General features: G+C 67.2%; 14 protein-coding genes and 1 pseudogene. 8 read left to right on the forward strand and 7 right to left on the reverse strand.

The features are described from left to right. Positions 1 to 55 precede the first annotated feature (55 nt). Both A5688_RS02405 and A5688_RS02410 read left to right on the forward strand, forming a co-directional pair. Positions 56 to 2,311, forward strand: a complete 2,256-nt coding sequence (locus A5688_RS02405) for an ATP-dependent DNA ligase (protein WP_067912253.1) — start codon at positions 56 to 58, stop codon at positions 2,309 to 2,311. Next, positions 2,308 to 4,260 carry a fumarylacetoacetate hydrolase family protein gene (locus A5688_RS02410; RefSeq protein WP_067912256.1) on the forward strand — a complete coding sequence of 651 codons (1,953 nt, stop codon included), beginning with the start codon at positions 2,308 to 2,310 and terminating at the stop codon, positions 4,258 to 4,260. The genes A5688_RS02405 and A5688_RS02410 overlap by 4 nt, the downstream gene beginning before the upstream one ends. 57 nt (positions 4,261 to 4,317) lie before the next feature. Here A5688_RS02410 and A5688_RS02415 read toward each other — a convergent pair whose 3' ends face one another. Next, positions 4,318 to 5,235 (reverse strand): SAM-dependent methyltransferase, encoded by a 918-nt coding sequence (locus tag A5688_RS02415; RefSeq protein ID WP_067838132.1) that lies wholly within the window; start codon positions 5,233 to 5,235, stop codon positions 4,318 to 4,320. A 76-nt stretch (positions 5,236 to 5,311) separates the two neighbouring features. Between A5688_RS02415 and A5688_RS02420 the strand changes: the two genes are divergently transcribed. Beyond that, positions 5,312 to 6,118 carry an enoyl-CoA hydratase/isomerase family protein gene (locus tag A5688_RS02420; RefSeq protein WP_067838129.1) on the forward strand — a complete coding sequence of 269 codons (807 nt, stop codon included), beginning with the start codon at positions 5,312 to 5,314 and terminating at the stop codon, positions 6,116 to 6,118. A gap of 108 nt (positions 6,119 to 6,226) precedes the next feature. Here A5688_RS02420 and A5688_RS02425 read toward each other — a convergent pair whose 3' ends face one another. The 4 genes from A5688_RS02425 to A5688_RS02440 all read right to left on the reverse strand — a co-directional run bounded on the left by A5688_RS02425 (position 6,227) and on the right by A5688_RS02440 (position 10,469). After that, on the reverse strand, positions 6,227 to 7,093 hold the full coding sequence (locus A5688_RS02425; protein ID WP_067838127.1) for an LLM class flavin-dependent oxidoreductase: 867 nt from the start codon (positions 7,091 to 7,093) through the stop codon (positions 6,227 to 6,229). A 115-nt stretch (positions 7,094 to 7,208) separates the two neighbouring features. Then, positions 7,209 to 7,952 carry an STAS domain-containing protein gene (locus A5688_RS02430; RefSeq protein WP_067838124.1) on the reverse strand — a complete coding sequence of 248 codons (744 nt, stop codon included), beginning with the start codon at positions 7,950 to 7,952 and terminating at the stop codon, positions 7,209 to 7,211. Positions 7,953 to 8,328: 376 nt separating this feature from the next. Next, entirely contained in the window at positions 8,329 to 9,567 is a 1,239-nt protein-coding gene (locus A5688_RS02435; RefSeq protein WP_067912259.1) for a DUF4873 domain-containing protein, read from the reverse strand. After that, a complete protein-coding gene (locus A5688_RS02440; protein WP_067912262.1) occupies positions 9,564 to 10,469 on the reverse strand; it encodes an AurF N-oxygenase family protein in 906 nt (301 codons plus the stop codon). The genes A5688_RS02435 and A5688_RS02440 overlap by 4 nt, the downstream gene beginning before the upstream one ends. 125 nt (positions 10,470 to 10,594) lie before the next feature. On the opposite strand from A5688_RS02440, the gene cobF reads away from it, so the two are divergent. From cobF to A5688_RS02455, 4 genes and pseudogenes are all read left to right on the forward strand, one after another. Then, entirely contained in the window at positions 10,595 to 11,353 is a 759-nt protein-coding gene (cobF, locus tag A5688_RS02445; RefSeq protein WP_067838116.1) for a precorrin-6A synthase (deacetylating), read from the forward strand. 4 nt (positions 11,354 to 11,357) lie between these two features. Next, a pseudogene (locus tag A5688_RS27980) lies at positions 11,358 to 11,600 on the forward strand (DNA-formamidopyrimidine glycosylase family protein); the annotation flags it as partial. 162 nt (positions 11,601 to 11,762) lie between these two features. Beyond that, complete coding sequence (locus tag A5688_RS27985) at positions 11,763 to 12,221, forward strand: zinc finger domain-containing protein (protein ID WP_242660331.1); 459 nt, start codon at positions 11,763 to 11,765, stop codon at positions 12,219 to 12,221. A gap of 41 nt (positions 12,222 to 12,262) precedes the next feature. Then, a complete protein-coding gene (locus tag A5688_RS02455) occupies positions 12,263 to 13,012 on the forward strand; it encodes an SDR family oxidoreductase (RefSeq protein WP_067838111.1) in 750 nt (249 codons plus the stop codon). Between the two features lie 3 nt (positions 13,013 to 13,015). Here A5688_RS02455 and pgi read toward each other — a convergent pair whose 3' ends face one another. Beyond that, positions 13,016 to 14,680 (reverse strand): glucose-6-phosphate isomerase, encoded by a 1,665-nt coding sequence (pgi, locus tag A5688_RS02460; RefSeq protein ID WP_067838108.1) that lies wholly within the window; start codon positions 14,678 to 14,680, stop codon positions 13,016 to 13,018. A gap of 132 nt (positions 14,681 to 14,812) precedes the next feature. Next, entirely contained in the window at positions 14,813 to 15,133 is a 321-nt protein-coding gene (locus A5688_RS02465; RefSeq protein ID WP_082951330.1) for a chorismate mutase, read from the reverse strand. Between the two features lie 393 nt (positions 15,134 to 15,526). On the opposite strand from A5688_RS02465, the gene pcrA reads away from it, so the two are divergent. Then, entirely contained in the window at positions 15,527 to 17,851 is a 2,325-nt protein-coding gene (gene pcrA / locus A5688_RS02470; protein ID WP_067912268.1) for a DNA helicase PcrA, read from the forward strand. Positions 17,852 to 17,888: the final 37 nt, after the last annotated feature.

Consider the following 17,888-nt stretch of genomic DNA (forward strand, 5'->3'; position numbering starts at 1 on the left):
GACATAATCCGTGGTGGGAAGCCATTATCGCTGCTCAAACGCGTAGGTTGAGGACATGGCGCCGAGGGTGAAGCTCACCAACGCTGACAAGGTGCTGTACCCCGCCACCGGGACCACGAAGCGGGACATCTTCGACTACTACACCCGGATCGCCGAGGTGATGGTCCCGCACATCGCGCGACGCCCGGCCACCCGCAAGCGGTGGCCCAACGGCGTCGAGGAGTCCTCGTTCTTCGAAAAGCAGCTGGCTTCCTCGGCCCCCGACTGGTTGCCCCGCGCCAGTGTCTCCCACCGCTCCGGGACGACGACCTACCCGATCATCGACAGCGTCGACGGGCTGGCCTGGATCGCGCAACAGGCGGCGCTGGAGGTCCACGTGCCGCAGTGGCGGTTCGTCGCCGAGTGGACCCGGAGCAAGGCCGAGGAACTCAAACCCGGCCCGGCGACCCGCCTGGTGTTCGACCTCGACCCCGGGGAAGGCGTGACCATGGCCCAGCTGGCCGAGGTAGCCCGTGCCGTCCGCGAGCTGATCACCGAAATCGGGCTGACCACATATCCGCTCACCAGTGGCAGCAAGGGCCTGCACCTCTACACGCCGCTTGCCGAACCGGTGAGCAGCAAGGGCGCCACGGTGCTGGCCAAACGTGTTGCGCAACAGCTGGAGAAGACGATGCCCACGCTGGTGACGTCGACCATGACCAAGAGCCTGCGCGCCGGCAAGATCTTCCTGGACTGGAGCCAGAACAACGGCTCCAAGACGACCATCGCGCCCTACTCGCTGCGCGGACGCGAACACCCCACTGTCGCGGCGCCGCGCACCTGGGAGGAACTCGACGACCCGTCGCTGCGCCAGCTGCGTTACGAGGAAGTGCTGGACCGGGTCGCCCGTGACGGCGATCTGCTGGCACCGCTCGACCAGGATGCGCCGGTCCCCGACCGCCTGACCAAGTACCGCAGCATGCGGGACGCCGCGAAAACCCCCGAGCCGGTCCCATCGTCTGAACCCGTTGTCGGACAGGGGAACAGCTTCGTCATCCAAGAGCACCACGCCCGTCGGCTGCACTACGACTTCCGGCTGGAGCGAGACGGCGTGCTGGTGTCCTGGGCGGTGCCGAAGAACCTGCCCGAGACCACCTCGGTGAACCATCTGGCGGTCCACACCGAGGATCATCCGCTGGAGTACGGCGGGTTCGAGGGCGTCATCCCCAAGGGCGAATACGGCGCGGGGAAGGTGATCATCTGGGACTCCGGAACCTATGAGGCCGAGAAGTTTCACGACGACGAGGTGATCGTCAATCTGCACGGCAGCAAGGTCTCGGGCCGCTATGCGCTGATTCAGACCAACGGCGACCAGTGGCTGGCGCACCGAATGAAGGACCAAAAGGTCTTCGAGTTCGACACGATCGCCCCCATGCTGGCCACCCACGGTTCGGTGACGGCGCTCAAGGCGGGCCAGTGGGCGTTCGAAGGCAAATGGGATGGCTACCGGCTGCTGGTCGAGATGGACCGCGGCGCCCTGCGGGTGCGGTCCCGTCGGGGCCGCGAGGTCACCAGCGAATACCCCCAATTGCAGTCGCTGGCAGACGATCTCGCCGATCACCATGTGGTGCTCGACGGGGAGGCCGTCGTGCTGGGTGCGTCGGGCGTGCCGAGCTTTCACGCGATGCAGAACCGTGGCCGCGGCAGCCGCGTCGAATTCTGGGCGTTCGACGTTTTGTATCTCGACGGCCGCTCGCTGCTGCGGGCCCGCTACCAGGACCGGCGAAAGTTGTTGGAGACACTGGCCAGCGGCAGCAAGCTGATCGTCCCGGAGCTGCTGCCCGGAGACGGCAAAGAGGCGTTGAAGCACTCCGGTGAGCACGGCTGGGAGGGCGTGGTCGCCAAGAAGCGCGACTCCACGTACCAGCCTGGCCGCCGCTCGGCATCCTGGATCAAGGACAAGCACTGGAACACACAGGAAGTCGTCATCGGCGGCTGGAAGGCGGGGGAGGGCGGGCGCAGCAGCGGCATCGGCTCGCTGCTGATGGGCATCCCGGTCGACGGCGGCCTGCACTTCGCCGGGCGAGTCGGTACCGGTTTCACCGATCGTGACCTGGCCAGCCTGAAGAAGACCCTCGCACCGCTGCACACCGACGAATCCCCTTTCCGCCCACCGCTACCCAGGGTCGAGGCGCGCGGCGTGACATACGTCGAGCCCGTCCTGGTGGGGGAGGTGCGCTACAGCGAGTGGACCCCGGATGACCGGCTCCGCCAATCGAGCTGGCGGGGGCTGCGGCCGGACAAGGAACCGAGTGAGGTGGTACGCGAGTGAAATGGGTTACCTTTCAAGGTGATGACGGCGAGCGCGTCGGCTTACTCTCCGGCGACACCATCCATGCGATGCCGTCGGGAGTGACGCTGCGTGAGCTGATTGCGCGCGGCTCCGCGGGATTGCGGCAGGCGGGGGAGGAGGTGCAGTGGTCCCCGGCGGCGACGGTGCCGCTCGCGGACGTGCGCTTGCTGGCGCCGATTCCGCGCCCGCCGTCGATCCGGGATTCGCTGTGCTTCCTCGACCACATGCGCAACTGCCAAGCCGCGCTGGGCGCGGGGCGGGTGCTCGCCGACACCTGGTATCGCATCCCCGCGTTTTACTTCGCCTGTCCGGCAACCGTTCTGGGTCCCTACGATGACGCCCCGACTGCGCCCGGAAGTGCCTGGCAGGACTTCGAATTGGAGATCGCGGCGGTGATCGGGGCCGGCGGAAAAGACCTCACCGTCGAGCAGGCCGAACAGGCGATCATCGGCTACACCATCTTCAACGACTGGTCCGCGCGCGACCTGCAGCAGATGGAAAGCCAACTGGGGATCGGGCAGGGCAAGGGCAAGGACAGCGGGGTCACCCTGGGTCCCTACCTGGTGACCCCCGACGAGCTCGAGCCGTACCGCCGCGACGGCAGGCTGGATTTGCAGGTCACCGCCCTGGTCAACGACGCCGTCATCGGTGTGGGGTCGACGGCCCAGATGGACTGGACCTTCGGCGAAGTCATCTCCTATGCCTCGCGCGGCGTCACGCTCAATCCCGGTGACGTCATCGGCTCCGGGACCGTGCCGACCTGCACGCTGGTCGAACATCTCAATCCCGCAGCGCTGGAAGCATTTCCCGGCTGGCTGCACGACGGCGACGTCGTCGCCCTCCGGGTCCAGGGCTTGGGGGAGACCCGGCAAACCGTCCGGGCGAGCGGCCCGCCGCACGCGTTGGCCGCGCGACCCAATCCGGACGCGGCGCCCGCCGCGCCGCGGGTCAACCGGGCGCCGGCCCGGGTGCCCTACACCCGCGGGCTGCATCAGGTCGCCGACCGGGTGTGGGCGTGGACGCTGCCGGACGGGGGCTACGGGTGGAGCAACGCCGGTCTGATCGCCGGCGAGGGCGCCTCCCTGCTGGTGGACACCCTGTTCGACCTGGCCCTGACCCGCGAAATGCTCACCGCGATGCGGCCCATCACTGAATCGGCGCCGATCACCGATGCGGTGATCACCCACTCCAACGGGGACCATACCCACGGCAACCAACTGCTCGACGCGTCGGTGCGCATCATCGCCGCGCACGGTACCGCCGAGGAGATCGAGCACGGGATGGCACCCGAGATGCTGGCCATGGCGCAAACCGCCAACCTCGGGCCGGTGGCAACCCCGTACACGCGAGAACGCTTCGGGCACTTCGACTTCAGCAACATCACCCTGCGCAACGCCGACCAGACCTTCGAGCGCAACCTGTGCGTCGAAGTGGGTGGGCGGCGGATCGACGTGCTGAATCTGGGGCCCGCACACACCGCCGCCGACTCGGTGGTGCACGTGCCCGACGCGGGGGTGCTGTTCGGCGGCGACCTGTTGTTCATCGGCTGCACCCCGATCGTGTGGGCAGGCCCGATCGCCAACTGGGTCGCGGCGTGCGACGCGATGATCGCCCTGGACGCGCCGACGGTGGTGCCCGGCCACGGCCCGGTCACCGACCCGGATGGAATCCGTGCGGTGCGTGGCTATCTCGTGCACGTCGCCGAGCAGGCCGAAGCCGCGTACCGCCGGGGCCTGTCGTGGGCCGAGGCCGCCGACACCATCGACCTCGGCGAGTACGCGACCTGGCTGGACGCCGAGCGGGTGGTCGTCAACGTCTATCAGCGATACCGCGAACTCGATCCGCAGACACCGCAATTGGAGGTCATGACCCTGCTGGTGATGCAGGCCGAGTGGCTGGCCAAACGAGGCGCCGAGTGTGGGCCCTAGGCACGGTTATCGCGGGCAGAGCGTGCACAGGCCCCGCTCTCGGCGGCGCGGCCTGTGCTAAACGCGCACGGCCCGAACGAATTTGATCGTCGTGGACGGGACCTGCTGCGCGGCCTGCGCCAGCTCCGGCAGCGCGGCAGCGGAGAACAAATCGGTGAGCGTGGATACGGTGGTTTCCCAGCCGTTGTCGTGTAGGTGTGCGGCGACGTCGGTGTGCTCGCCCGGGTACGTCAAGCTGGTGAGGTCCATCTCGAGTCCCCGCCGTCGCCAGCCTTCGGTCATCAGCCGGGATTGCTCGAGGGCCTCTGGCGAAGTCCCGGTCACCGATCCGTAGTCGGCGGCGAACCGGCTGCCCTCGGCGGACAGCGGGATGATGGAGTCGAGCAGCCGAATCTCGGCCTCCGGCGGTAGCCATCCGATGAGCACCCCCTCGGCGAGCCATGCGGTGGGATGGGCCGGATCGAAGCCCGCCTCCTGCAGCGCCGCCGGCCAATCCTCGCGCAGATCGATCCCCACCTCGCGAAGCTTGGCGGTGGGGGCCGCGCCGATCTCGGCCAGCGTCGCCGTTTTGAACGCGATCACCTCGGGCTGATCGATCTCGTACACCGTTGTCCCGATCGGCCACCGCAGCCGGTAGGCGCGCGAATCCAGACCCGATGCCACGATCACGACCTGGAGGATCCCGGCCTGGCCGGCCGCGGCGAAATAGTCGTCGAAATACCGGGCGCGTGCGGCGAAAGTGTCCACCATCCGGTGAAACCCGACGCCCTGCTCGAGGTCGTCTGAATCGAGTTCGCCGCTGGCCAACTTGGTGAACACGTCCAAACCGACGGCACGCACCAGCGGCTCGGCGAACTCATCGGTGATGACCGGTTGTGGGCGTTTGGTGGCGGCCGCCCGGGCCGCGGCGACCATGGTGGCGGTGGCGCCCACACTGTTGGCCAGGTCCCAGGTGTCACCTTCGGTTCGTGCCATGGCTTCTCCTTCGCTGTGGTGGCAAAACCACGGTAGGCCTGATCGGTGAACGGGGCGCGTCGCCTACGGTTCCCCTATGCCCGCAGTGACATTGGAACGTCTCGAAGACAACATCGCCTGCATCACCCTGAACCGGCCGGAACGCCTCAACGCCATCGATGGATCGTTGATCGACGGCGTCCACGAGGCCCTGGACGTGCTGGACACCGGCGAGTTCAGGGTGGCGATCCTGACCGGCGCCGGGCGCGGCTTCTGCGCCGGCGCCGATCTGAGCGGAACCGGGCAACCGTGGACGAGGAACAAGCCGGCCACCCCGGCGTTCAAGGCCAACTACGACGCCCAGGTCCGGTTGGCCAACCTGTACACCCGGATCTACGAGATGGACATTCCGGTGATCGGCGCGGTGAACGGTGTCGCGGTCGGGGGCGGCCTGGCCTTCGCGTTGGTCTGCGATATCCGGGTCGCCTCCGAGCAGGCCCGGTTCGGTTCGGTGTTCATCAAGGCGGGCTTTTCGTCCATGGACATGGGCACCAGCTACCTGCTGCCGAAGATCGTCGGCGCCGGGGCGGCCCGAGAACTCATGCTTACCGGCCGCATCATCGACGCGGCGGAGGCCTATCGCATCAAGCTGGTGCATGAGGTCGTCGCCCCCGACGAGCTGATGCCCGCCGCGCTGCGCAAAGCCCGCGAGATCGCCGAGAACAACGCTTATGGCGTGTGGCAGACCAAGATTGGTCTGAACGCCGCGCTGGACGCGCCGAGTCTGCGCCACGCGATCGAGATCGAGAACCGCACCCAGATCCTCAGCGGTTTCACCAACAACCCGGTCGAGGCCGCCATGGCGCACCGGGAGAAGCGCGCCCCGAAATGGGATGTGCTGTAACGGTGCCTGATGGCGGCGGCCCACTGCGCCCGGCATTGGGCTATGCGCGGCCCACTGCGCCCGGCTTCGCCGCGCTTGTGACCGCCGCGGCCGCGCTTGTGACCGCCGCTAGAGTTTCGCGATCACGTTCTCGGCGAACATCTCCAGGTTGCGGATCTTGCTGTCCAGCGGCTCGGTGTCCTTGCCCTTGATGTAGGGGATGCGGAAGCCGACGATGACGTCGGTGACACCCTTGTCCTCGAGCCGTTTGATGCCGTCGGCGGTGTAGGCGTCGGCCGAGATGACATGGATCTCGAACGGACCGGTCTTGCCGGCTTCTTCGCGGAACTTCTTGAGCTTGGCCAGCAGGTGGTCGAGTTCCTCGGGGTCGCCGCCGCCGTGCATCCAGCCGTCCAGGCGCGCCGCGCGCCGCAGGGCCGCGTCGGCGTGACCGCCGATCAGGATCGGGACGGGTTTGGTGGGAGCCGGCGTCATCTTGGTCTTGGGGATGTCGTAGAACTCGCCGTGGAATTCGAAGTAGTCGCCGGTGGTGAGGCCCTGGATGATTTCGATGCATTCGTCCATCCGCTTGCCGCGCCTGGCGAACGGGACACCCAGCAGTTCGTAGTCCTCGGGCCACGGGCTGGTGCCGACGCCGAAACCGACGCGGTTGTCGGTCATCGCGGCCAGCGACCCGATCTGCTTGGCCACCAACGCCGGTGGCCGGATGGGCAGCTTGAGGACGAAGAAGTTGAACCGCAGCTTCGAGGTCACCGCGCCCAACGCCGATGTCAGCACGAAGGTTTCGATGAACTCCTTGCCGTCCAGGAACTCGCGGTTGCCGTCCGGGGTGTAGGGGTATTTCGAGTCGGATTCGAAGGGGTAGGCGATGCTGTCGGCGATCGTCATGGCGTCGTAGCCGGCCGCCTCGGCGGCCTTGGCCAGCGGGATGTAGTACCTAAAGTCAGTCATCGCCTCTGCGTAGGTAAACCGCACGTCATCTGCCTTCCTGGAGGGGTCGTCACTCGACATTAGAACGTGTTCTAGTTTCAGCACAACCGGCGGATCGGCGCGGCCGGCGCGGACTCGCCGGCCAGGGGCGGGTTTCGGGCTAGAGCTGGTTCTCGGGGCCGATGACCGCCCACACCGTCTTGCCGGACGCGGTGGGCGTGCTGCCCCACGCGCGCGACAACGCGTCGACGATCGCCAGCCCGGACACATCGATGCCCTTCGAGGGCGACGGCAGTCGCACCGCGGGCGTGTTGCTCGCGTCGGACACCGCGATGGTCGCGGTGGTGCCCTGGGCTTCGATTCGCACCACCGGAACGCTGGCGGTGTGTTCCAGCACGTTCTCCACGAACACGTTGACCACCACCAGGGCCACCGGAATGAGCTTGGACTGCGACCACGTGGTGAGCCATTCGCGGACCATGCGCCGTGACTCGCGCAGGCTGGTCAGGTCGGCGGGGAGCTGGACATCGGCGCGCCGCACCGGGCGACGGCTGTTCTGGCCGAGGCCCTTCATGGCTGCTTTCTCACTGGAAAACAGCGGCATGAAGTGGGCGACGCCGCTGCGGGTGATCGCTTCGCGGGCCGCTTTGTCGGTGCAGACCAACACGATCGGAACGTGCAGGGTGCTGGCCACCTGCCAGTAGGCGCTCATGAAGGTCGACCAGGTGGATTCGGCCTGCACTTTGAGCCCGGAGACGTCGACGACGACGGCGGCGACGTCGTCCAGCGCGGCCTTGAGGATGCGTTCGCGAAGGGCGGTGGAGTTGGCGGCGTCAAGCTCGCCGTTGACGGTGAGAACGGCTACTGAGTCATCGGTCCGCATCGCAACGGCCACCGGGCTCATCCCAACTCGGTCCTGGCGTCCGGTTCCATTTTCCGCTCCTCGCATTCTGCCGGGCCGATTGCTTGAGTATCCGCTCTCAGCGGCAAAAGTCTACTTCGCGGGACGGGCCAGGACACAGCCGAAAATTGCAGGCCGCGATCCGGATCCCCTCGAACCCGCGCCGCAATCCCGCAGCGAAAGCATCATGCGTCCCCCTCCCCACCCAGCGGGAATCCGACCGCACAGCCCGAACGTGCTGTGAGTCCAATGCCCAGGACGCGCTTTTATCGGGGTTACCACGCGGTGCGCGCCGCCAAACTTTTTCGTATGCGCGAAGAACGGGGGTTCACCAGCGCAAAGGCATCAACCGCCGGGCGTCGCCGGCGCGCATCTCGGTTCAGTGATCGCTGAGCGCGTAGGGGGGAGCGCCGACTCCGGCGACCGAGTGCGTCCCCCACGGTGTCTGTTCGACGACGCGTGCCGGCGCGCTGTACCCGCCGACCGTCAGCGTGCCGGTCCGCGCCTGCTTGAAGATGTCGCCGGACAAGGGGCCGGACGGAGAACCGAATACGGTTCCCTGCCAGTGGTAGTGGCCGTCGATCGGGTCGAGATGGCCGGTAAGCCGGACACGCACCGAGTGGCGCGTGCCGGCGATCTCCAGCGTGGCGGTTCCGTCGTATGTGTCATCGCCGTCGGGGGCGCCGGCCGAGAGATCGAAGGCCGACTCCACCGGGGGTGGCTCGGCCGGTCGCAGTTGAGCGCGCTCGTTGAACACCTGCTGGCTGCTCGCACGCACCTCGATGCGGCCGCTGGCGGTGCGCTCCATGACTTTCAGGCATTCGACGACGTAGCGCGCCGACGCGTCCGGATCGGGTCCGGTGAGGAAGAAGTAGTTGGGAAAGCCGCGAATGGCCACCCCGCAGAACGGCTCCATGCCGTCGTGCCACGCCTGGCGGATCGGCAGGCCGGCCGCACCGATCAAGGCGTCGTCGTCGGCGTCCTCCGGGATGAAGAAGCCGGTGCCGTAGATGATGGCGTCGACACGGTGGTCGACGCCGTCGACGGTGCGCACGCCCGACGCGGTCACCGCATCGATTGCCGACGCGGCGATCGCGACCCGTGGCCGGCCGACCGTCCGGGTATGGCCGCGCAGCCAGCGTTTGGCGCGGGCCGACCACACTGGAATGTCGGTCACGACGCGACGCGGCGCGTGGGCGAAGACGGTGACCGATGCCGCTTTTGGCGCCAGCCACCCGAGGTGGTGGGCCGCCGCGGCGTCGGTGCCGACCACCGCGACGTGCTTGCCGGCCGGGTCGAATCCGCAATCCCATGCCGCGGCGTGAAACGACGCCCCGCCGAATCCGTCGCGCCCGGGAATGGGGGGCAGCCAGGGCAGCTGGACCGGGCGGTCAGCGGCGACGACGACGTCGGCCCGGACCTGTTCGCCCTCGGCCGTGGTCAACAGCCAGCCGTCGGAGTCGTCGTCAAAGCGTGCGCGCCGGACGGGTCCGTCCAGCATCACCCGGTCGGTGAAACCGGCTGCCAACAAGGCGCTTTGGGCGCTTTTCCCGCAGGCGCCCGCTCCGGCGACGGCGATGTGGCAGCGACGCTCGGCGCGATCCCGCGCCTGCGTCACAGAAACCTGCTGCGCTGCCAGCCGCGGCGCGCGATCGGTCCCATCAGCCCGACCTCGGTCAGAAACGCCGCCAGCGGAGCGAAACCGGCGACCTGCATGTCGCGGCGATGCGGGCTGGTGCGCGCGATGTTGCGGGCCCGCTTGGGGTCCAGACCCGTTCGCGCATAAGGGATCGGATTGCTGAACAGGTAGTTGAAGAAGTAGCCGCCCAGGCCGTTGATGTTGGCCATGAACCAGCGGTTGAGCCGGGGCATCTCGGCGACCCGCTTACGGGCGCCGTCGCGCGCGAACTGGATGTGGCGCGCCTCTTCGGTGACGTGAATTCGCATGAGCCGCTGAATGATTGGCTGCAGCTCCGGGTCGTCCATCATCTGCCGCTGCAGCGAGTCGAAGATCTCCTCGCCGATCAGCGCTGCCACCCAGAGCATCGAGCCGCGCTGGAACGCCAAGGGCAGCGTATTGATGATCATCCGGTGAAACCGCTTGGGCCGCACCGGCTTGGCGCCGATGCGTTCGATGGCCTTGCCGAACATCACCATGTGGCGGGTCTCGTCGCCCAGCTCGGTCAGCTTGTAATGCGTCGACCGGCTGGTGGGGTCCTCGTGCAGGATCGTGCGCAGCAGCGCCTGGTTGAGCATGTTCTCGAACCAGATGCCGGCCGACAGCGTGTTGACCAATTCCTGGCGGGACAGCTCGATCTGTTGCTGGCGGGTCATCTCGTCCCAGATGGGCGTGCCGTAGAGCGACACCAGCCGGGGTGGCAGATAGAACTTGTCGGGGTCCAGCTCCGCGTCCCAGTCGATGTCGACGATGGGCTCGTAGGACTTTTTGACCGATCCGCGCAGCAGACGCTCCGCGAAGTCCTCACGAGTCGGCCCACCTGGTTTCACCGGAGTGGTCATCGCTGGCGTCCCTCCATTGGGTGCTGCAGACGGTACCCATGGTACTGGGTACTTGTGGTCCCGACTAGATGCTGAAGGTTGCGATTCGGCAATCTGACGGGCAACGAGCGGTAGGAGGCGACGTAGTGGGCCGGCACATCCATGTCATCGGCATCGGTGCCGGCGATCCCGACTACGTGACCGTGCAGGCGATCGAGGCGCTCAACGACACCGGGGTGTTCTTCGCGATGGACAAGGGCGAGCAGAAGAGCGATCTGGTGGCGCTGCGACGCGAGATCTGCGGCCGGTTCATCCGTGAGCCGGGCTACCGCTTCGTCGAGCTGCCCGACCCCAAGCGGGCCGGCCCCGACAACCGGCAAGCCGACTACCGCGACGCCGTTGCCGATTGGCACGCCGCCCGCGCGCAGATCTGGGCCGACGCCATCTCCGCCGAGCTGGGTCCGGATGGCGTCGGCGCGTTCTTGGCCTGGGGTGATCCGTCGCTCTACGACAGCACCCTGCGCATCCTCGACGCGGTGGCGGGGCGGGTCGACTTCACGTTCGACGTCATCCCGGGCATCACCGCCGTGCAGGCGCTGACCGCCCGGCACCGCATCCCGCTCAACGAGGTCGGCGAACCCGTCGTGATCACCACCGGGCGGCAACTGCGCACGCACGGGCCGGCCCCGGGATCCGCAGTCGTGATGCTCGACGCCGACTGCTCCTTCCAGGTGTGTCCGCCCGGTACGCGAATCTGGTGGGGCGCCTACCTCGGCACCGAGGACGAACTGCTGGTCGCGGGCACCGTCGGCGAGGTGGGGCCCCGCATCGTGTCGCTGCGGGCCGAAGCCCGCGCCCGGCACGGCTGGATCATGGACACCTATTTGCTGCGACCGGCACACTGAAACCGTGCCCGAACTACCCGAGATCGAAGCGCTGGTCGACCATCTGCGGCGCCATGCCGTCGGACTGACGGTCGGCCGGGTCGACATCGTCGCCCTGTCCGTGCTGAAGACCTTCGACCCGCCGATCAGCGCGCTGCACGGCCAGGCCGTGGTGGGGGCCGAGCGGTGGGGCAAGTACCTGGGTCTGCGCACCGACACCCACTTCCTGATCGCCCACCTGTCGCGCGCGGGCTGGTTGCGGTGGTCCGACAAGCTGGCCGCGGCGCCGCTGCGGCCCGGCAAGGGCCCGATCGCGCTGCGGGTGCACCTGGGCACGCCCGGTGAGGCGCCCGGCTTCGACCTCACCGAGGCCGGAACCCAGAAGCGGCTGGCGGTGTGGCTGGTCGACGACCCGGCCCAGGTCCCCGGAATCGCCACGCTCGGGCCCGACGCGCTGGATCTGGACGTCGACGCGCTGGGCAATCTGTTGGCCGGCAACACCGGCCGGATCAAGACCGTCATCACCGACCAGAAGGTGATCGCCGGCATCGGCAACGCCTACAGCGACGAGATCCTGCACGTCGCGCGCATTTCACCGTTCGCCACGGCCGGCAAGCTGTCCGATCAGCAGCTCGCCACGCTGCACGACGCGATGGTCTCGGTGCTCACCGATGCGGTGAGCCGATCCGTCGGCCAGGGGGCGGCCACGCTCAAGGGCGAGAAGCGCTCCGGGCTGCGGGTGCACGCGCGCACCGGGCTGCCCTGCCCGGTGTGCGGGGACACCGTGCGCGAAGTGTCGTTCGCGGACAAGTCTTTCCAGTACTGCCCGACGTGTCAGACCGGGGGCAAGATACTTGCCGACCGGCGCATGTCGCGTTTGCTGAAGTAGTCGCCCGGCCGCGACTTGACACCTGTCGATATGCTGCCCCGATGACTCGCCAGAAGATCCTCATCACCGGTGCCAGCTCCGGACTGGGCGCCGGCATGGCGCGCGCGTTCGCCGCCAAGGGCCGCGACCTTGCGCTGTGTGCGCGTCGCACCGACCGGCTCGATGAGCTGAAAGCCGAGCTGTCGCAGAAGTATCCCGGCATCAAGATCGCGGTCGCCGCACTGGACGTCAACGATCACGAGGCCGTCCCCAAGGTGTTCGCCGAACTCAGCGACGAGCTGGGCGGCATCGACCGCATCGTCGTCAACGCCGGCATCGGCAAGGGCGCAAAGCTGGGCTCCGGCAAGCTGTGGGCCAACAAGGCCACGATCGAGACCAACCTGGTGTCCGCGCTGGTACAGATCGAGACCGCGCTCGAGATGTTCAACAAGAACGGGTCGGGCCACCTGGTGCTGATCTCGTCGGTGCTCGGCAACAAAGGCGTGCCCGGTGTCAAGGCGGCCTACGCGGCCAGCAAGGCCGGGGTGAGCTCGCTGGGTGAGTCGCTGCGCGCCGAATACGCCAAGGGGCCCGTCAAGGTGTCGGTCATCGAGCCCGGCTACATCGAGTCGGAGATGACGGCCAAGTCCAACAGCACAATGTTGATGGTGGACAACGAGACTGGGGTCAACGCCCTCGTCGCGGCCATGGAGCGTGAGCCCGGCCGGGCCGCGGTCCCGTGGTGGCCGTGGGCACCGCTGGTGCAGCTGATGCGGGTGCTGCCGCCTCAGCTCACCAAGATGTTCGCCTGAGATTCAGCTGGTGCGCCCGCGCTCGCTGCGATAGCGGCGCACCAGGGCGTCGGTGGAGCTGTCCGACTGCGGCACCGGCGACCCGTCCGCGGTGATCACCGGAAGCAGGGCCTTGGCCTGGGTTTTGCCCAGCTCCACGCCCCATTGGTCGAACGAGTCGATGCCCCAGATCACGCCCTCGGTGAAGACTTGGTGCTCGTACAGGGCGATCAGCTGGCCCATGACCGACGGCGTGAGCCGGTTGGCCAGGATCGAGGTCGACGGCCGGTTACCGGGCATCACCTTGTGCGGCACGATGTCGGCGGGCGTGCCCTCGGCGGCGATCTCCTCGGCCGTCTTGCCGAAGGCCAGCACCTGGGTCTGGGCGAAGAAGTTGCTCATCAACAGGTCGTGCATGCTGCCGCTGCCCTCGGCGGTCGGCAGGTCATCGATGGGCTGGCTGAACCCGATGAAGTCGGCCGGCACCAACCGGGTGCCCTGATGCAGCAACTGGTAGAACGCGTGCTGCCCGTTGGTTCCCGGTTCGCCCCAGAAGATTTCACCGGTGTCGGTGGTGACCGGGCTGCCGTCCGCGCGGGTGGACTTGCCGTTGGACTCCATGGTCAGCTGTTGCAGGTAGGCGGCAAAACGTGCCAGGTCGTTGGAATACGGCAGCACGGCGCGCGATTGCGCGCCCATGAAGTTGGAGTACCACAGGCCGATAAGCCCAAGCAGCACAGGAGCATTGGACTCCAGCGGCGCGGTCTTGAAATGCCGGTCGACGATGTGGAATCCGGATAGGAAGTCCGCGAAGGCTTCTCGACCGATGACGGCCATCACAGACAGGCCGATCGCTGAGTCCACCGAGTAGCGGCCTCCGACCCAATCCCAGAAGCCGAACATGTTGTCGGTGTTGATGCCGAAGTCGTCGACGAGGCGTTTGTTGGTTGAGACGGCGACGAAGTGTTGGGACACCGCTGCGTCGCCGAGCGCGTCGGTGATCCAGCGGCGGGCCGCGGTGGCGTTGGTCAGGGTTTCCAGCGTCGAGAACGTCTTCGATGCGACAATGAAAAGCGTTGTGGCGGGATCCAAGTCGGCCAATGTGGCGATCAGATCCGCCGGGTCGACGTTGGAGACGAAGCGCGCCGAGATCCCCGCATCCGCATAGTGGCGGAGCGCCTGGTAGACCATCACCGGGCCGAGGTCCGATCCGCCGATGCCGATGTTGACCACCGTGCTGATTCGTTTCCCGGTGGCTCCGGTCCATTCACCGCTGCGCAACCGGTCGGTGAAGTCGCCCATGGCGTCGAGTACCGAGTGCACGTCCTCGACGACGTTTTCGCCGTCGACGGTCAGTTCGGCATCCCGGGGCAGCCGCAGCGCGGTGTGCAGGACCGCGCGGTCCTCGGAGGTGTTGATGTGCACCCCGCTGAACATCTGGTCGCGGCGCTCTTCGAGGTTGGCCGTGCGCGCCAGATCGACCAAGAGCCGCAGCGTTTCTCGCGTGATGCGGTGCTTGCTGTAGTCGATGTAGAGGTCGCCGACGGAGACGGTCAGCTCGCGGCCGCGTTCGGGGTCGTCGTCGAAGAATTGGCGCAGATGGGTGTCGCCGATTTGTTCATGATGCCTGCGCAGGGCGTCCCACGCCGGGGTGGCGGTGATGTCGGGGATGGTGTGCACGGAGGTCATTCGCGTCGCTCCTCTTCATCGCTTCGCTCCGCATCGTCGCCGACGCGGGTCATGCTTCGACCCTATGGGCTCTGACGTGACGGAGCCAGGTGTAGCGGCGAGCCGTGCGTGCCGGCGGGTGAACCGCCGAGGTCAGTGGCCGAGCCGGCCCCGGCCCAGGCGTAGCAGCAGGATCGCCAGGTCTTTGCCCTCGGGGCCGAGCTGGCTGTAGCGCTCGATCACCTTCATTTCGCGGCTATGGACCAGCCGCGTGCCACCGGACGCCATCCGGGCCTTGCCGATCGCCTGTGACACCTCGGTGCGACGCTGCACCGCGGCGAGAATCTCCGCGTCGAGGCGGTCGATCTCGTGGCGCAACTCGTCTATGTCGGTGACCTCCTGGGTCTCCGGCATCTCGATCTCCATCTCAGCTGACTCCGCGTCGTCGTCGCGATGTGGCGGTTCTGGTCTCATGCAGTATCGGGCCTTACACAAAAGGCGAGCCCCGAGTGCCGAGAACGGACCACGGGGCTCTGCGGAAGCAGTTAGACCACGAGCACCGCGAACCGGTACCCGTAGAAAGATCGGCGGCGCCACTCCTGGGTGGAAGAGCGTCGCCGACACTGCAGGTTGAGCACGAAGTCGAGTGTGCCACCAAAAACTGTGGGCGCGCAAAAAATCGGGCTTAAGCTGCCCTTTTGGGCTCGGGTGCAATTGCGTGCCCGGGCAAACTCCGGTCCGGAAACCGCACTCCGACACGCCGGATTGTCGGTAGTCTGCATGACGCCGCCCCGGCCACTTCGGCCACTAGCCTGGTCTGATGCCAGGGCGCTGCGCGTCGGTGGGCGGCGGTAAGTTTGGACTGACATGAGTGTGCACGCAACAGATGTAAAGCCGGCCTCCGAGGCAGATCAACTGCTCGCGGGTCTCAATCCGCAACAGCGCCAAGCGGTGGTGCACGAGGGTTCCCCACTGCTGATCGTCGCGGGCGCGGGTTCGGGGAAGACCGCGGTGTTGACACGCCGCATCGCCTACCTGATCGCCGAACGCGGGGTCGGCGTCGGTCAGGTGCTGGCCATCACGTTCACCAACAAGGCCGCCGCCGAGATGCGGGAACGGGTGGTGCGCCTGGTGGGCAACCGGGCCCGCGCCATGTGGGTGTCCACGTTCCACTCGACCTGTGTGCGCATCCTGCGCAACCAGGCGTCCCTGATCGAGGGCCTCAACTCCAACTTCTCCATCTACGACGCCGACGACTCACGGCGTCTGCTGCAGATGGTCGGGCGCGACATGGGGCTCGACATCAAGCGCTACTCGCCGCGGCTGCTGGCCAACGCCATCTCCAACCTGAAGAACGAGTTGATCGACCCCGCCGACGCGGTGGGCAAGCTGACCGACGATTCCGACGAGTTGTCGCGCACGGTGGCCAGCGTCTACGGCGAATACCAACGGCGGCTGCGGGCGGCCAACGCGCTGGACTTCGACGACCTGATCGGCGAGACCGTGGCGGTGCTGCGGGCCTTCCCGCAGATTGCTCAGCACTACCGGCGGCGGTTCCGGCATGTCCTCGTCGACGAGTATCAGGACACCAACCACGCGCAGTACGTGCTGGTGCGGGAACTGGTGGGCACGGACACCGAGGACGGCCTCCCGCCCGCGGAGCTGTGCGTGGTCGGCGACGCCGACCAATCGATCTACGCGTTCCGCGGCGCCACCATCCGCAACATCGAAGACTTCGAACGCGACTACCCGGACGCGACAACCATTCTGCTGGAACAGAATTACCGCTCGACGCAAAACATCCTGTCCGCGGCCAATTCGGTGATCGCCCGCAACTCCGGGCGCCGCGACAAGCGACTGTGGACCGCCGAAGGCGCCGGCGAGCTGATCGTCGGCTACGTCGCCGACAACGAACACGACGAGGCCCGATTCGTGGCCGAGGAGATCGACGCGCTCGCCGAGGAGGGCGAGATCACCTACAACGACGTCGCCGTCTTCTACCGCACCAACAACTCGTCGCGGTCGTTCGAAGAGGTGTTCATCCGCGCCGGGATACCCTACAAAGTCGTTGGCGGAGTTCGTTTTTACGAGCGCAAGGAGATCCGCGACATCGTCGCCTATCTGCGGGTGCTGGACAACCCCGGGGACGCGGTCAGCATGCGGCGCATCCTCAACACCCCGCGCCGGGGCATCGGCGACCGTGCCGAGGCGTGTGTGGCGGTGTACGCCGAGAACACCGGGGCCAGTTTCGCCGACGCGCTGGTGGCCGCGGCCGAGGGCAAAGTGCCGATGCTGAATTCGCGTGCGGAGAAGGCGATCGCCGGGTTCGTCGAGTTGCTGGACGAGCTGCGCGGCCGGCTGGACGACGATCTCGGGGATCTGGTCGAGTCGGTGCTCGAACGCACCGGGTACCGCAGGGAACTGGAATCCTCCACCGATCCCCAGGAACTGGCGCGCTTGGACAACCTCAACGAACTCGTCAGCGTGGCACACGAATTCAGCACCGACCGGGCCAACGCGGCGGCGCTGGGCGAGTCCCTGCAAACCCCCGAAGACGAAGACGTGCCGGACACCGGCGTCCTGGCCGAGTTCTTGGAGCGGGTCTCGCTGGTCTCCGACAGCGACGAGATTCCCGAGGACGGTGCCGGCATGGTCACCCTGATGACCCTGCACACCGCAAAGGGTCTCGAGTTTCCGGTGGTGTTCGTCACCGGCTGGGAGGACGGAATGTTCCCCCACATGCGGTCGCTGGACGATCCGGTCGAACTCTCCGAGGAACGGCGGCTCGCCTACGTCGGGATCACCCGGGCGCGGCAGCGACTCTACCTGAGCAGGGCCATCGTCCGGTCCTCCTGGGGGCAGCCCATGCTCAACCCGGAATCGCGCTTCCTGCAAGAGATTCCGCAAGAACTCATCGAGTGGCGGCGCACCGCGCCGGTGTCGTCGTTCAGCGCGCCGGTCAGTGGCGCCGGCCGGTTCGGCGCGCCACGACCGTCACCGACCCGCTCGGGGATGAGCAAGCGCCCGCTACTGGTGCTCGAGCCCGGCGACCGGGTGACGCACGACAAGTACGGGCTGGGCCGGGTCGAGGAAGTGTCCGGCGTCGGGGAATCGGCGATGTCGCTGATCGACTTCGGCAGCTCGGGGAGGGTGAAGCTGATGCACAATCACGCCCCGATCAGCAAGCTCTAGCCCGCCGACCACCGAGCGGCGCGCACCCCGAGGAATC

This window comes from Mycobacterium mantenii (assembly GCF_001667865.1).
Taxonomy (GTDB): Bacteria; Actinomycetota; Actinomycetes; order Mycobacteriales; family Mycobacteriaceae; genus Mycobacterium; species Mycobacterium mantenii_A.